This window comes from Gemella morbillorum, assembly GCF_900476045.1.
Taxonomy (GTDB): domain Bacteria; phylum Bacillota; class Bacilli; order Staphylococcales; family Gemellaceae; genus Gemella; species Gemella morbillorum.
Genome location: NZ_LS483440.1, coordinates 1,326,153 through 1,341,709 on the forward strand (window position 1 = coordinate 1,326,153; position 15,557 = coordinate 1,341,709).

The 15,557-nt window shown below is 25.4% G+C and carries 15 protein-coding genes and 1 pseudogene; 4 read left to right on the top strand and 12 right to left on the bottom strand.

Going from position 1 to position 15,557, the window contains the following annotated elements:
- Window positions 1–2: 2 nt before the first annotated feature.
- From DQN46_RS06375 to DQN46_RS06395, 5 genes are all read right to left on the bottom strand, one after another.
- Entirely contained in the window at window positions 3–548 is a 546-nt protein-coding gene (locus DQN46_RS06375; RefSeq protein ID WP_111743415.1) for a DUF2815 family protein, read from the bottom strand.
- Window positions 549–550: 2 nt separating this feature from the next.
- Window positions 551–1,687 (bottom strand): DUF2800 domain-containing protein, encoded by a 1,137-nt coding sequence (locus DQN46_RS06380; RefSeq protein ID WP_111743416.1) that lies wholly within the window; start codon window positions 1,685–1,687, stop codon window positions 551–553.
- Window position 1,688: 1 nt separating this feature from the next.
- The gene (locus DQN46_RS06385; protein WP_111743417.1) at window positions 1,689–2,033 is read right to left on the bottom strand and encodes an rRNA biogenesis protein rrp5; all 345 of its coding nucleotides are present in this window, start codon (window positions 2,031–2,033) and stop codon (window positions 1,689–1,691) included.
- Window positions 2,008–2,229, bottom strand: a complete 222-nt coding sequence (locus tag DQN46_RS06390; protein WP_180960514.1) for a hypothetical protein — start codon at window positions 2,227–2,229, stop codon at window positions 2,008–2,010. The genes DQN46_RS06385 and DQN46_RS06390 overlap by 26 nt, the downstream gene beginning before the upstream one ends.
- 94 nt (window positions 2,230–2,323) lie before the next feature.
- Window positions 2,324–2,935 (bottom strand): sigma factor-like helix-turn-helix DNA-binding protein, encoded by a 612-nt coding sequence (locus DQN46_RS06395; RefSeq protein ID WP_111743418.1) that lies wholly within the window; start codon window positions 2,933–2,935, stop codon window positions 2,324–2,326.
- Window positions 2,936–3,372: 437 nt separating this feature from the next.
- Between DQN46_RS06395 and DQN46_RS06400 the strand changes: the two genes are divergently transcribed.
- From DQN46_RS06400 to DQN46_RS06410, 3 genes and pseudogenes are all read left to right on the top strand, one after another.
- Entirely contained in the window at window positions 3,373–4,611 is a 1,239-nt protein-coding gene (locus DQN46_RS06400) for a hypothetical protein (RefSeq protein WP_111743419.1), read from the top strand.
- Between the two features lie 145 nt (window positions 4,612–4,756).
- A complete protein-coding gene (locus DQN46_RS06405) occupies window positions 4,757–5,146 on the top strand; it encodes a hypothetical protein (protein WP_111743420.1) in 390 nt (129 codons plus the stop codon).
- Between the two features lie 108 nt (window positions 5,147–5,254).
- Window positions 5,255–6,047 (top strand): annotated as a pseudogene (locus DQN46_RS06410) (transposase family protein).
- Window positions 6,048–6,601: 554 nt separating this feature from the next.
- On the opposite strand, the gene DQN46_RS06415 reads toward DQN46_RS06410, so the two are convergent.
- Genes DQN46_RS06415 through DQN46_RS06425 form a run of 3 tightly spaced genes read right to left on the bottom strand, consistent with a single transcriptional unit; the run spans window position 6,602 to window position 10,659 of the window.
- A complete protein-coding gene (locus tag DQN46_RS06415) occupies window positions 6,602–7,516 on the bottom strand; it encodes a S8 family peptidase (protein WP_111743421.1) in 915 nt (304 codons plus the stop codon).
- 12 nt (window positions 7,517–7,528) lie between these two features.
- Entirely contained in the window at window positions 7,529–10,435 is a 2,907-nt protein-coding gene (lanM, locus tag DQN46_RS06420; RefSeq protein ID WP_111743422.1) for a type 2 lanthipeptide synthetase LanM, read from the bottom strand.
- A gap of 53 nt (window positions 10,436–10,488) precedes the next feature.
- Window positions 10,489–10,659 (bottom strand): lichenicidin A2 family type 2 lantibiotic, encoded by a 171-nt coding sequence (locus DQN46_RS06425; RefSeq protein WP_111743423.1) that lies wholly within the window; start codon window positions 10,657–10,659, stop codon window positions 10,489–10,491.
- A gap of 261 nt (window positions 10,660–10,920) precedes the next feature.
- On the opposite strand from DQN46_RS06425, the gene yidC reads away from it, so the two are divergent.
- Window positions 10,921–11,832, top strand: a complete 912-nt coding sequence (yidC, locus tag DQN46_RS06430; protein ID WP_111743424.1) for a membrane protein insertase YidC — start codon at window positions 10,921–10,923, stop codon at window positions 11,830–11,832.
- 1,116 nt (window positions 11,833–12,948) lie between these two features.
- On the opposite strand, the gene DQN46_RS06440 is transcribed toward yidC, so the two are convergent.
- The 4 genes from DQN46_RS06440 to DQN46_RS06455 form a co-directional block, all read right to left on the bottom strand.
- Complete coding sequence (locus tag DQN46_RS06440; protein ID WP_111743426.1) at window positions 12,949–14,226, bottom strand: ISL3 family transposase; 1,278 nt, start codon at window positions 14,224–14,226, stop codon at window positions 12,949–12,951.
- A 104-nt stretch (window positions 14,227–14,330) separates the two neighbouring features.
- Window positions 14,331–14,636: a hypothetical protein gene (locus DQN46_RS06445; protein ID WP_111743427.1), complete on the bottom strand. Its 306-nt coding sequence runs from the start codon at window positions 14,634–14,636 to the stop codon at window positions 14,331–14,333.
- A gap of 116 nt (window positions 14,637–14,752) precedes the next feature.
- Complete coding sequence (locus DQN46_RS06450) at window positions 14,753–14,941, bottom strand: hypothetical protein (RefSeq protein ID WP_111743428.1); 189 nt, start codon at window positions 14,939–14,941, stop codon at window positions 14,753–14,755.
- Window positions 14,941–15,528, bottom strand: a complete 588-nt coding sequence (locus DQN46_RS06455; protein WP_170120637.1) for a helix-turn-helix domain-containing protein — start codon at window positions 15,526–15,528, stop codon at window positions 14,941–14,943. Before DQN46_RS06455 ends, DQN46_RS06450 begins: the two co-directional genes overlap by 1 nt.
- Between the last annotated feature and the right edge of the window lie 29 nt (window positions 15,529–15,557).

A 15,557-nucleotide genomic window follows, 5' to 3' on the forward strand; every position in this document is an offset into this window, starting at 1 on the left:
TCCTAAGCTAAGAATTCTTCATCTTCTTCAGTTGTAAAATCATCACTTGCACTACTGCGTCCTCCTAAAGGTTCACCATCACGAAGTTTTTGAATATTTCCTAGCCCACAAGCAATTCCCTTATTTCCATTTGAATTAAATGCATAGAAGTTTAGTGATACTCTACCATAGCAACCGCTATAAACTTCTGAGCGATCTAATATTGGTTGCACATTATTATCTACAATTTGAGGTGCTGTAGTTGAATTAGCATTAATAAAATAATGTCCTTTGTATGCTTCATCTTCTCTTTCGACATCTCCATCACGTAGTGGTAATTTAAGTGTAGCTTTATTAGGTTTTTTTCCTCCAAACTTCGCTAATCCGTCTTCAATTGCTGCATCTACTGCTTTATGCACAGCATTAATAGTTTTAGTATCTGATTTTGGAATCAATACTGATACGCTGTATCTTTCCTTGCTACCATTAATTGAAACTGGCTCCCAACCATTAAAATATGAAAATCTTGTGTTTACTCCTGTTACTACTTTTGTATCTTTTATTGCCATGATTATTTTTCCTCCATTACTTTAAATTCTTTATTTACATCATGTTTAACTATTTCTTTTCTTTTATCACTTTTTAAAACAAGCGTTGGTTTACCTTCAGGTTTTATTATATAATCTCCTAGAAGTTCATTAAATTTATCTTTTCCTAATAATTTCTGAAGCTCGGTTAATGTTATTAAACTTGTTTTATAAATATCCTTATATCCATTTTCTTCTAATATCTCTGCGACTCTTTCTTCATCTTTAATTTTTCTAATAGAGCGACCTTCTACTAATTTATAATTTGACCATTCTTTATCATTCTCTAAGGTTATTTTAGTTGCATATTCTTTTATTTCACTAGCCCATTTCACAAGATCATCAATATGTTCTAGTACCTCTTCTATCTCAGCATCATTTAATAGATGAGGTGAACGAAGTTGAAACCTCATAAGTTTATCATGATAATCTTTTCGAGCGCGTAATACAACATTACAGTTAGAAAACTGACACCAAGGTCCATAAGTTACAACCCCAAGTCCATTAAAAGCTAACTCTGCTTTTTCTTTAAGAACAGTATCAGCCCAATTTTTAAGTTCTTCTACTGATTTTTTGCTAGATGAAATATTATACTTTCTCGGTTGGAAAATAGTCATAACAACTTCATCAATATCATATAAAGCATCATAAATATTTAATGCACCAAGTGCATATAGCATCATCTGTGGATTTTCCTCAGCACTTACTTCGACTCCACGTCCATATTTTAAGTCAATAATATGTAGTATCTTATCCGCAATTATTATACAATCTCCTGTTCCAAAACCGTCTGGGACATAATTTGAAAAGTCCAACCTTTGTTCGATTAAAACTATCGGATCTTTAGTAGATTTCTTAATATTTTCTATTGTTTCTACTATATAATTAACATAATCATCTGTATAACTATCCATATCCTTATCAAAATATTTTAGCTTAGGTTTTCTAACTTTTTCTCCTAATACTTTTCTTAGCTTATATTCAGATAGTCTATGAGCATCAGTACCTTCATTTGCTACTTCAGATACTTCTTTTTCAAAGAAGTTTTCTAATCTTGGTAGCGGTGGACAAGTAAGCCATCTATGAGCACTTGATGCATTCAACAAAGCATGTTTTCCCATATTAAAGTTCCTCAGCTTTCTTCATTAGTTCAACGTAGTGTTTAGCTTCAACTTCTGATAGCTTGCTTACACCATAAGTTTTAATTAACTCTCTTACCTCTGCTTGCTTACCTTCTTGGGCTTTTTTAGCTAGTACCCCACGTACTTCTTCAAGTGAGATTGTTTGCTCTTCTTTAGTAGAGTTAGTTATTAATTCAGAACTCACATCTTCGACTACTTTTGATTTTTCTTCAACAGAAGTTTGTTCTAATTTTCCCTCAGTCATTACTTCACAAAGACTTTGAAGACTATCCGCTAATCGTCTTATATCCTCTATAACACTAAGCAATTGTTTTGTTTGACTCATATAGATTCACCCCTTTCTTAATTTCTTTAACATCTACAGAATGAATTGTCTGACCAGGTTTTAGTAAGTATACTTGAGTATATTCTCCAAATAACCACTGAACAATTTTCCTTGGTATCGTTATTCGAGATGCTTTTAAAATTTGAATCTCTTTATGATTTGAATCTGATACATTGATAATAACCTTATGTTTCATCAGTATCCCTCCTATTTATAATTTGTAAGTTAACCCCTACATATCTTAGTCAAAAAAAGAAGGAGTATTTTTAACCCCTTCTTACATTTTTTAATTAAATTTTCATTCTTAGTTTTTCTAATGCTTTTTTATGATACTTTGTCACCATCGCATTAGATATTCCCATTTCAGCTGCAATATCTATTTTCTTCATGTTTTCTAAATAGATTTTTTCAATAACTAGTTTCTCATTATTAGTCAGTATTTCAAATGCGGTTAAAATTTCATCTGACCATTCAAATTCTGTATTTTTTAAAACCATATTCTCTATAGCTGATTTATCAGAATTAACTAAATCTGCATCTAGAGATAAATTATAATTTCTTGGAAATTCCTCATTTTCATAATAATCTACATCTGATTTTTGAGGTTCATAACCATGATTATTCTTAAATTCTTCTATAAAGTTTTCTCTCCAAGCTTTTATTATGTCTTTTTCTTCTTTTGTTCTTCCCGGTCTAGCATTTTTACAATTATTATAGACCTCACTATCATCTATCGAATGAAGTAATTTTATATCCGCTTCTGTGATTCCATCTTTATCAATTTCTAAAGTATATTTATCACCATCTGCAAACTCATAACTATAAGTCATTCTATCATCTTGATAAGTTTTTCTAGTACGTAGTGTAATAAATCTTTTATTTGTTTTTGTAATAATCACCATAGTGACCTCTTTTCCACTCAGGTGAGATCACAAATGAAGTTTTATTACTATGAGACTTCTGTAGTGTAAAAAATGGTACACTAAATTTACGGAAAGCACATAGAATTTTAAATAAGTTAGCAAAATAACCTTTATCGTTATCTCGGACTTATCTATTTAATTCATTTGTATCTCACCGTCTTAGTGGCCACTATGACTTTTTGAGTAATTATATTTAAATAATAAATTCTGTATATTTTACAGATTATTTGAAATTTAATCTTTATACGGTTTTCCGAATGTGATATAATATATCTATAAACAACCGTTTTCTAAAATATAGATTTTTTATTATTTATACTATATATCTTAACGTTACTTTGGTTACTTGCAATAGTTACCAAGCGTTACTACGGTTACTAACGTTACTATTTTTATATAAAAAGGGGGGCATGAAGATGTCTAATGAACACTATCCATATTTGTGTGGAGGAATATTGTTAAATTTACTAATTGAAGCAAAAAAAACTCCGGTTAATTCTAGGGAAAAACTAAACTGTAAAAAAAGTTCAGTATCTGATTCAAATATATTAAAAGGATTAATTAAACTTGTTACAGGTGAGGAAGTTATAGCCTCACCAGCTACATTAAAAAAAGATACATCGCGTTATAAAAGATGTAAGATAAATAATAGCTCTATAATAACTTTTACAGATTCAAGTACAGTAAAAATATTTAGAGATAGAGTTAAAAACAGTTGTTGGGAAATTCTAGATGAGACAACTTCATTTATTACTACTTTTTTATCTGAAGCAAAATTAGAATGGTTTACAAAAGCTATTTTAGAAATTATTACTAATGACACCTCTATTCCAGATAATACATATTTTAAAACGACACATATGAAAAAAATAGAAAAAAAAGAATTGAAATATACTCATACTATTGAAATTGAAATTTTTCTAATTAGTGTACTTATATATATAATAGATAAAAAACAAAATAATAAATTAGGAAGAACGACAATTGAAAAGTATTTTACTCAAAATGGAGCATATACACAGTGGAAATTAACACATCCTATCGGACAAACAATTAATCAAAGTATTCATGTCAATAATTTTGATAAAACAAATCATTTAATGAAAAATAACAATACTATATTAAAAAATAATATAAACAAAGAAATAAATTATAATAACTTTGTATTTACATACAATCAAACATCTTTCTCTCATACCAATAATAGCATGATTGATTATAATATATTTTATAATTTAATTGTTGGGGGAATAGAACATGCGGACTACAAAAATGGAAGTGCAACAACTGGATCATTTATTATTCATAAAGACAGGGTTATAAATGCATGGTGCGATGATTTAGTCAAACCTTTGTCTATATTAGGCATGAAAGAACGTGAAACTTTGACTTTACTACCTACTATTTTCGTGGCAGATCAAGGGGGCAATAAAAATAATAAAGAAAATTTAGTTTGCTTTGGTTACGTAAAAAGAATAGATGTTTCAGGCAACTCTGTAAAAGTAGTTTTTGAAATCCACAGTAAATTTCAACTTGATGTTCTATACAAAAATAGCTTAGAACTTGGAATCGAAAGATTCGAACTTAATAATACACATTGGGCCGTAAAACAAGTCAATTTAGAACGAGAGTTAACAAAAATCTTTAATAGATAAGACTATATATAAATAAAAAATTATGTACCCTAGTAGTAACTTTTATAAAAATGATATGTAATTAATCTTATCTGTATATAATTAATTATAAATAAAAATATTACTTTTTAGGAGACTTTTGTATGGGTGAAAAAAACATTCAAAATTGGAACAACATGTCATAAATATTTTTAACTCTTCATCTAAATTTTTATATAATGATACTACTTATTCAGAAATAAAAATCAGCTGCAAATTACCGTCAAATGAATTTCAAGAAAACAAGATTAACTCAAATCGTGCTCTAAATATTTTTGGTAAAGACTGGAAAGACATTCTAAAACAAGCTAACTTATCTATTAAACATAAAATTGAAGAACAAATTATTATTAATCCCAAAGGAAAAGGACGTATTAAAGAAGGATTTCTTACTATAGGTTGGAAACTAGAAATTACTACAAAGGAAAGAACATTGTCAGCTCCCCTTCCACTTTCTACTAATGAAATTAAAAACTCTATTTATCGTGGTATAAACCAAACTGAAGTGTTACAATAGATGTGAGACAAAATAAAAAAAAAGAAGAAAGCTGGTAAAATTATTATAAGTAGTCATACAAATAATAAAGAAGCTTTTTTCTCATGACTATTTTAATACAAAAAAACAATACAGACTCAAAGATATTTATCTCATACATTAACAGAATTTTACGCAGTAAAAACATACGGAAGATGTCTCTCTATAAAATTTGTATGTAGAAGATATAAAATATCAAAAGCATCTCTTATGAGATGGAATAAAAAATTTGATGGTACTAAAGAATCATTAATTGATAAATCTCTCATAAAACTTTATCTAAACACCCTAATTCTTATACAGATGTAGAAATATCTTGGATCAAAAGCTATATTAGACGTAATCCTAAGATTTCTTTAGTTGAGCTATTCTATAAACTTAAAACAAAGAAAAAATATAACAGGCATCCTTGCTCTCTTTTTCGTGTTCTTAAAAAACTGGATTTTTTTAAATATAAAAAAAAAAGAAGAAGAAGGTGTATGTCCCTAAACTTTAAGGAATAAAGTTCCTACTCTACTATTCAATTTATTAAAATGACTATTGACTATTTTGGATACAAACCCAATACCATACAAACTGACAATAGGGCTGAATTCAGTTATTTTAAAGAAATTAAACTCAGTCATCTTTTTGGTGTTTTATGTAACGAACTAGGTATTATTCATGAATTAATTCGACCTAGAACACCTAGGCATAATGGTAAGGTTAAACTCAGTCATAAAAATGATAATGAACGTTTCTATTCTACTTTAAATTTTTATTCTTATGATGATTAAAAATTGCAAATGAATTGTTATTTATACTATTCTAATAGACTTTCTATGCAACTTTCGGTTGGTTGTCTACTGTTGAAAAGAGAAAACAGTTGTTAAATATAACTTAAAGACTTATTCGCTTTTGTATTTTAGCTTTTTTCTTAATATATTCAAGGGCTTCGCTAGTTTGTTTCGAAACCCCTTGACTACATTAAATCAAAAAGCTGTTTTATCTCTAGCGAATAAGCCTCCTAATTCTAGTAAGTTATTTATAATTTTTTCAAAAAAATTATATCATATCTTTCTTTTATTTTTATTATTTTTTGTCTCACATCATTGACAAACGTACAAAATATTTATATTACCTACTACTATAAATATTATTCTACTGACATATAGGTTCTATTTTTTATTTCCTTATGTTTCAATTAATCCTAATGATACAAATTTTTCTAAATATTTTCTAACTGTTGAGGATGACTTCCTTCAACAGAGTAACAGTAATACTCGTGTGATTTTGTGAATATTTTTTAATAAAAGGATAAACTTTACTTTCTGCTGGTATTAAATCATCTGATAACTCTAAAACAGTATTAGAAATGTGATTTGTTTTATATAGATTCCAAAAAACTTACTTCGTACATAAAAACCATTCAGAAATAGTATTTTATTATTTAATATATTATCTTATTCTTACTTCCTTATACTCATTTAATCTCTCATCACTACATGTGCTTTCTGCATTATTATAAAGAACTCTTAATGCCTCACCAGTTGTTATATTATAATTATTTCCTATAATAACAGATAAAGCTGCAGTTACGAATGGAGTAGCAATACTTGTTCCAAAACTAAACGTATATCCTCTTGACAATCCCCCCATATATCCTATAACATTAAATGGAGATGTATTTGAAGTATATGTAAACACCATTTCCTCAACATTTATAATTTTCCTATTGTTATCATATTCATAATTCCCTGCTGGGGCTACTATATTAATTAATCCATAATTTGAATAATTTGCCAAATTTCCATTTCTGGTACTAGCTCCTACTGATACAACACCTTCCAATCCTCCAGGTACATGTATCTTATCAAACTTACTCAAATCATTTCCCTCGTTACCAGCAGAAGCAACTATTATCACATTATTTTCTTTAGCATACTGGATTGCTTTAATATACATATCTATAATATATTTTTCTTCTTTTATATTAGGATTTTTATAACTTCCTAAACTTATATTTATAATTTTAGCACCATCTTCAATAGCATCATAAATTGCTTTGATTATATTCAATGATATACCATCATTAAATTCTTTCATAACTTTATAAGGAATTATCTTCACATTTCTGTTTAAAATCAGTATCACTCCCGAAACTTGTGTTCCATGTCCAAAAGTATCTATTAATCCATGTGTATTATCCCCTAAATAATCCCTACCTTGTAATACATTATTTTTTATCTCTGGATGTTCATTATCTACTCCACTATCTATTACTGCTATTTTTATTTCTTTGCTAGTTGTAATTCTTTTAGGCATAACCCTTTTATACGCCCACATAAAACTATTACTATAAATTTTATTCATATATATTTATTCCTAATTATAATTTAACAGTAGTATATTTGGAATATTTCTGTCTAAAATTCTAAATAGTTGATACACAACACCTAGATATCCTACAAATATACTTTTAGATTTCATGTATACTCGCCCCTGTAATCTAAAATATAAATTTTCTTTATATTCATTCATCATTCTTGATATTATAGCTTTTTTTAAGTCTGAATATGTAAAGATTCCATAGCTAGTTTCCAAAGTTATAATTAACTCTAATAATCCTGCATTACCATGACATAAACTATCATTTTCAAACTCTTCTGGCATAAATGTTGATAATAAACCTAAAATATCATTCTTAGATTTATTAGATGATATACATGATAATACTATTCCTATATTTCCCTTACACCAACTATTATTATTTACTAATTTCATATTGATTTGACTAGAATATATATTATACTTACTATCTAAAGAATATACATGATATAAACTACCTATTCCATGAGCAAAACTATTATCTGAATTAACATTTTTAATAATTGCCCCTTTTAATAAATTACTATATATTGTATAATATTTATCTTTTTTAGTTATATCATACACTACATAGCATAATTTAATATAGCTACTAATTCCTCTAATCCAATCATAATCATGATTTTCAGATAAATTTTCATAGAAATCTAATATTAGTTTTTCAGCATATTTTAAAGAACCTTTGTTTTTATTTAATTTATAATCAAGCAATAAAGGGTATATTAAACTATAATTCCCATAAAACACACTATATCCTTTATTGGAATTTTCACTCAATGATTTTATCGTATTTTTTATATAATTTTTTATTTTACTACAATTAATTTTAAATCTATATTCATATATAACGTAAAATATATATACTGAAGATAATCCATCGTACATATTGTCTTCTAACCCAGTAATATTATCACCAAAGTCTCTCGTAGTAATATCAAGCCAATTAACTGTTTTAGATTTTTCACATATATACATACTTTCTTCTAATTCATTATATGTATTAATTAATAAAGAGTCTAAAAAATCATAACTTATATCTGAATTTTCTCTTACCACATTATCTTTTATTTCATATTTTTTATACGTATTAAAAGAAAAATCAATATATAGCAATTGTTTCTTTATATTTTTTTCTTCTAATTTATCTATATTTTCAATAACTAAATCTATAATTGGACTAGAATATACATTATTTATATATTTATCTTCAGAAAATAAATCTTTACTATTTATTTTATTATAAAATATAGGAACATCGCCTAACAATAATTGATAATACTCACTTACACATATTTCCTTATTATTAAAATTATAACTGAACAAATTTTCTAATGTCTTTTCTCTTTCTCTTATATCTTTTAAACATTCTGGATGATATGAATACATCAATAAATCACAATATCGTTGAGTACCTCTTAATACATTTCTTACTACTAAATCATTAGCCAATTCTTTTAAAGATTTTTTAAATTCTTCTTTATTATTTTCTATTTTTTTTAAAAAATCATAGAAACCTTCTTTAATATCCTCTTTATAATTAATATAAGAATATATTTCTCCTTTGAAAATAGGTACATTATTAGATTTATGAATATTTTTAGTTACATATTCATATTTTATATCCTCAGATCCTCTATTTACTATAGACAATGTTTTAAAAGGTATTTTGGTACCACCTACACTTAAACCACTTATATCAATACCCTCTCTTTTATCTTTACTCCTTTCTGTTAGAATTTTAAACGGAATTAAACCTGTTGTTATTACAGAGTTCATGTAATCATATTTTATATTTATATTTGCATGATCTATAAATTTTAAAGGAATATTCTGCTGGAAAAAAGTTTCAGTATCAATTACTACTGGATACTCACCATGTGCTATTATATTTTCAAAATGTAAATCTGTTGCTTTCAATATGTATGCTAGTCCTAATAATTCCCCATAGTTTCTATAAAATTTCTTTATATCAGACATAGCACTAACCTCTTTACTTGATATAAAATTTTCATAACTATAATTTTTTCTTGATAATATATTAATTAATTTAAAATTTGTATTATAATTACTATTACAATATGCATATATACTATTAATAACAGTTGTTGTATCATATTTTTTAGGTTTATATACTATCTTCTTATCATTAAAACTTAATATAATTACTGATTTACCTTTATTATGAGTATCACCCGCATTAAAATCTATATTAGTTAGAATATCACTTTCTATACTAAAATTACTCTGTAAATCATGAAAATCTTTATCTAATCTATAAAAAAGTGTATTTATATTTTCAATAAAATATGCAGTCCTATCGACTAATATTTTAAATAAATATTGATACTTATAAAAAAAACATTCTATACTATTATTTGAAAATCTATCAAATACATAATTAGAATACTTAGTTTCTTTGCTTTTCCCATTCAATTTTTTATTTTCTTTATACCATCTTATATCATCAACTATACTATTTATAAAAATAGAATCAATCATATTTATATAAGAAGATAATACCCTACTTTTGATAATAGATTCTATTTTTAAATTTCTAACACTAATCTCCATTTTAGTCTCTACATACTCTATAAAACCTCTCATAGGATAAAACGTACTATTATATTGTTTCTTACTATTAATATAAAATTCCATAATTACACTAAAAATTTCTTCATAATAATTTTCAGTTTTTTCTTTTTCTAAAAAATTTGAACTTAATATATGTCTATAATTATCTATACTTCCATACATTAATTTTGAAATACTTTTAAAATTTTCATTAGTTAATAAAGTATTTCTATTTATCCAATCTTCATAATATTTTAAATCTTTAGCTTGTATTTCTAACTTAGCTAAATTTGATAATTTTTCACTAAATGATGTTATTTTATTATAATCCATATTTTCTTCCTTTTAATATTAGTAAGCTATATTCTCTTAATTATATCTATCTGTTATCTACAAGTTGCAAAAGAAATTGTAACTGTTACAACATCAGCACATACAATTGAGCTGGCAGCAGTAAAAGCACAAACAGGAGTTGTTTCTGCTTGAACATCTTCTGTACCTTGTAAATTTCTCATTTCTTCTTCTGTTAACTCATCATACTTTTTAAAGTTTTCCATCTTTGTTTTCTCCTTTTTTTCTAAATATTTTATTGTTACTTATAAGAATAGATTATATATTTTTTGGAATTAATTAGTAAGAGAATATAGCCCTCCAAAAAAATTATTAACCTACAATTAAATAATACCATAGCATTATAAATTTTTCAATATAAATTTTTAAAAAAAAATTAAATTTTAATATTCCATTGTATTTTAATTTCTTTTATGCTATAATGCATGTAAATAATTTATATAACACTACAAAAGGAATCATTACTTATGAACAAAAATAAAAGATATTTAGTTATCTCTCTTATATTTACTTCAATATTGATATCTGGTTGCTCAGCAACCAGTACAGACGGCTTTTTTTACAATACTTTTGTAAAAAACATGGATATGTTTTTAGCTAAACTGTATACATTTACTGGAAACTGGGGAATTTCAATTATAATTATTACATTAATAGTACGTGGAGCTGTTGTTCCATTTATGCTTAAAAACTATAAACGTCAAAAAAATATGAGCATGAATATGGAAAAAGCTAAACCGGAACTTGAAGAAATACAAAAAAAAATAAAAGAACTCCAAACAGAAGAAGCTCGCGCCATAACTAAAGAAAAAAAAGCAGAATACAGAACATTACAAATAGAAAATCAAAGAGAAATGTTTGCAATTTATAAAAAATATGATTGTAATCCACTATCACTAGGAAGTTTTGCTCCTATTTTATTTCAAGCGCCTTTCGTTACAGCATTGTACTATACTTTATATAATCCAATTTACTCTAAAGATATATTAAATGCTAAGTTTTTGAATATCCCTTTAGGAGAAAAATCATACATTATATTAATTTTAATATTTATAATATACTACATTGCCGGGAAATTATCACTAACATTAACAACAAAAAATCAAAACCAAATAATGGCTAATGATAATCCCATTAATACAGAATTTATGGGGAAAATTACAGTTTGGATTTCTCCTATTATGCTAATTTTTATAACTTATTCTAATGTCGCTGCAATTGGACTTTACTTTACTATTAGTGGAATAATTTTTACCATTCAAGTTATTCTCGGTAAAAAACTTTATCCTCCTCATAAAGTAATAATAAAAAATGAAAAAAAAATACAAACCGGAACATTAATAACTAATAAATCTAAGAAAAAGAAAAAGAAAAAATAAGGTAGTATTAGAAAAAATCTATAAATCCTTTTATGTAAATCAAGAAACCACTTTATTTGATATTATTATATTCTAAGATAAGTCAAACTTGTCCATTAAATTTGTCATAGATTTTACGTAACGAAGTGTAGCGTAGCGAACGAAATGGAGACTAGACTGTGAAAAAAAAAACTATGCCAAAAGGCATAGTTCCTTAATAAATTCCTTCATCAACCGCATTTGACAAAGAACCCAAAAAACAAAATTAGTAAAAAGATAAAAAAAATGTACACTTAGTTATTTCTAAAACAACTAAGTGTACATTTTTTTTATTAACTCCCCATTTAAAGAAGGAGGTTTTAACTACCTATATTATCCTTGATTCTTTTTGACTTTATACTTTCTAACGATTACTAAACTTTTAAACGATTAAAATTTTCTATGAAGAATATTTAAATCCTATAATACATCAAAAATATTTCTACCTATTCTTTTCTATATCTAATTCGTTGAAACTCCTTAATAGCAAGCCTTTTATAACGTTAAATTGTATTTTACTTTACGTTGTTATTTCTGTAACAACTAATTTTATCATACAAAAGCTCCTTTTTTTATCACTTGGGGGCATTGCATTGCACATTTGTGTTTTAAGAAGCGAAGCAATCATAAAACACTTAGGTACAACGTATGCAAAAGCAACTTTAATCTTAACGAACAAAGTGAGGAAAAGATTATTAGTTGCCACTGCCAAACAATTTGTTCTATCCTTGATTTAATCATATTCTACAAATCTGTTTATCCCTAGTTTACTCAATATATTATATCAGATAACCTTAATCTCTCATAGTAAAAAAGAAAAAATCATATCAGATTGATATGACTTTTCCTTTTTTTAAATAAATTTCGGTTCTTTGTCAATAGATGTTGATAAAAAAAATGATAAAAAAATATTTAACTCATAAAACATTGATATTAATAGCTTAATTCAACTTTTTTTATGAGTTTTTTCTATGTTTTTTACACTTTTTTTAAATTTTTTTACAACAAATAAACCTACCAAATAGAAAATTTTGATTTTTATTATCTCTACTATTCTTACATAGGTTTATTATTATATTCTATTTTCTTTTCTATTAATTATCCTGTTCTATTTCTTTCCTGCTGTTTATTATTCTTTGGTAAATAATTAAATATCATAAATACCCTTGTCCTAAAATTTTGAAAATTTCTATAGCCACAAGCATTATTTTTTAATCTCTTTATATTTCTATTTGCAGATTCTACTACTCCATTAGAATATGGATATATAATAGAATTAATAATATACTCTTTATATTTTAAATACGTTCTTACAGTTGATTTTATTTTCCAATGATTAATATTTGTATCACTAAATATTTCATCTAATTTTGATACATCTTTCTTATCAAACATTTCAAATACAGCTTGCATTAAATAATATGCTTCTTCTAATTCTTCTGATAATGATAATATATACCTTATTACATCATAATCAGAATAAAAATTATACCCCCTATATTTTTTATAATGAGTTGTTACATTTTCTGATTTTAATTTTATGAGATCCCTAAACCTGTAGAGAACTCTATAATTAAAATCAGTAACTTTATATTTATTCATCAATTCTATTCTTATTCTATTTAATGTTTCTGTTGCTAATTTAATTATATGAAATCTATCTATTATTATTTTAGACCTCTTAAAATGTTTCTTAGCCAAACTTATATAAGTATCCCACATATCAGTAACAAAATATTCTACTTGTTCCTTTGCTTCTGGTGTATATCCTGAAAAATATTCATCTAAATATTGTTTTCTCCTAGTTACTAAAAAATCTTTCACTCTTTTATTTTCAATATCATATATTAAACAATTATATTTACCTTGATATGTTCTAACTCCATTTATTTCATCTATCCCTAATACTTTTGGCAATGTATCTTTTCTTACTTTTATATTTTTCTTATATCTTGATACTTGCTTTTGAACATAAGATGTTGATATTTCATTACTATTAGCTATATCATTTAATGAATTTTTTGTTTTTGCTAACTGATAATCTACCACATTTGATACTGATTTTAATTTTCTACAATGTTTTTTGCAATCTTTAAACATTACACTAAAACAATAATTACACTTTTGACAAAGTATTCTTTGTTTTTCCAATACTAAATATGATTTTACACCACAAATATTTAATATTTGCAACTTAACTATATCTATACCATTTTTTAATAATTCCTGATTTTTACATTTTGGACATTTTCTAGGAATATAACTTATACTACCATATATATAATTTACTTGTTTATCATCTTCTTTAATCTTCTCTGAATGATATAATTTCAATCTCTTATCTTTAAAATTTAAAAGTTCTAATACATCTATCATAAATAATACCTTAACACTTTTTTATTTTATTTTAACATATTAGCTACTTTTATTATTACTATTTAAATATATTACAAATAAAAAAAGAGAGTTTTTACACTCTCTTAATAATAATTTGTTTCTAATAATACATCACCATTATTATAATGGTCTAAATACTGAAAATCATTTAACTTAATATAATCTTTTATTGTTTTTCTTATCACTTTTGATTCTTTTTTAAATTTATCTTTTATGGGTCTAACTTCATAACTCATATAACTACTTGACTTACTTTCTACATCTATTTCTTGTATCCAAATACTTTTGTCACTCATTTTTACTATTTGATAAAAATCCCAATTTGTTTGTTCATACCCCCATGAACTTGATAATATTTCTCCTACTGCTAATCTCTCTTTATTTATCATAGTTTTTCTCCTTTGAACTTGTATTTTAAGTTAGTTTATTTTTCGGTAGTTGCTTAACTAACTTACCTTTATTATAACGTAATTACGTTGTTTTGTCAACTATTTTTATATATATTTTATAATTTTCTCGACTTTTTTTCCTGGTTTAATAATTTTTCTAACTCCAATAAATGTTCATTTGTCGCTATTTTTAAAAATCGTTTTGAACCACTTTTTAAATTTGTATATATTCTTTTTTTCTTAGTTTCTTCATTATTATTATATAACTCTCTATCTCTATAATTTCTTATATATTTTTCCTGCATTACTTTAACCCCTCTTTATAAATATAATAAACATCTTTTTCTGTTTCTCTATAAAGTTTCTTTACTTCTGAATAATTTTCAATCATATCACTTTTAATTTGTTCAATCATACTTTGTAATTTTTGTTCTAACATTAATTTTAATAAATAATACTTTCTTTCATAATTAAATTTATTTCTTCCACCTAAACTTTTATCAAGCACAATTTCATCTAATTTATTATTTTGATACCTTATTTCCAAATCAGCTATATCGAAAATTATATCTGTTAAAATTAAATTATCAACTCTTGATTTATATTCCTTATCTTGAGTAACTTTCTCTAAAATTTGTTGTGCAGAAAAATTATTATCAAATTTATACTGACTAATAAGTGTTTCTACAGAAACTTCTAAAGCTAAAGCTATTTTCTCTATTATATACGAACTTGGTGGAGTTATTCCATTCTCATAATTTTGTATAGTCCTAAAAGATACATTAGCCAACTTCCCTAATTCTTTTTGTGTTAATCCTAACTGTTTTCTTCGTTCTCTAATATTAAAACTTAAACTAGGGTATAATTCAAATAAAATATTTTTTTTCCTCAAAATTCTTCTCCTTTTTTTCACTTGATCAC

What these genes read in the sequence shown, in the direction of transcription:
- DQN46_RS06450 (WP_111743428.1), bottom strand. Translation starts at nt 14,941, where the DNA reads ATGCAGGAAAAATATATAAGAAATTATAGAGATAGAGAGTTATATAAT.
- DQN46_RS06400 (WP_111743419.1), top strand. Translation starts at nt 3,373, where the DNA reads ATGTCTAATGAACACTATCCATATTTGTGTGGAGGAATATTGTTAAAT.
- DQN46_RS06395 (WP_111743418.1), bottom strand. Translation starts at nt 2,935, where the DNA reads ATGGTGATTATTACAAAAACAAATAAAAGATTTATTACACTACGTACT.
- DQN46_RS06445 (WP_111743427.1), bottom strand. Translation starts at nt 14,636, where the DNA reads ATGATAAATAAAGAGAGATTAGCAGTAGGAGAAATATTATCAAGTTCA.
- DQN46_RS06390 (WP_180960514.1), bottom strand. Translation starts at nt 2,229, where the DNA reads ATGAAACATAAGGTTATTATCAATGTATCAGATTCAAATCATAAAGAG.
- DQN46_RS06380 (WP_111743416.1), bottom strand. Translation starts at nt 1,687, where the DNA reads ATGGGAAAACATGCTTTGTTGAATGCATCAAGTGCTCATAGATGGCTT.
- DQN46_RS06425 (WP_111743423.1), bottom strand. Translation starts at nt 10,659, where the DNA reads ATGGAAAACTTTAAAAAGTATGATGAGTTAACAGAAGAAGAAATGAGA.
- DQN46_RS06375 (WP_111743415.1), bottom strand. Translation starts at nt 548, where the DNA reads ATGGCAATAAAAGATACAAAAGTAGTAACAGGAGTAAACACAAGATTT.
- lanM (WP_111743422.1), bottom strand. Translation starts at nt 10,435, where the DNA reads ATGGATTATAATAAAATAACATCATTTAGTGAAAAATTATCAAATTTA.
- DQN46_RS06415 (WP_111743421.1), bottom strand. Translation starts at nt 7,516, where the DNA reads ATGAATAAAATTTATAGTAATAGTTTTATGTGGGCGTATAAAAGGGTT.
- DQN46_RS06385 (WP_111743417.1), bottom strand. Translation starts at nt 2,033, where the DNA reads ATGAGTCAAACAAAACAATTGCTTAGTGTTATAGAGGATATAAGACGA.
- yidC (WP_111743424.1), top strand. Translation starts at nt 10,921, where the DNA reads ATGAACAAAAATAAAAGATATTTAGTTATCTCTCTTATATTTACTTCA.
- DQN46_RS06440 (WP_111743426.1), bottom strand. Translation starts at nt 14,226, where the DNA reads ATGATAGATGTATTAGAACTTTTAAATTTTAAAGATAAGAGATTGAAA.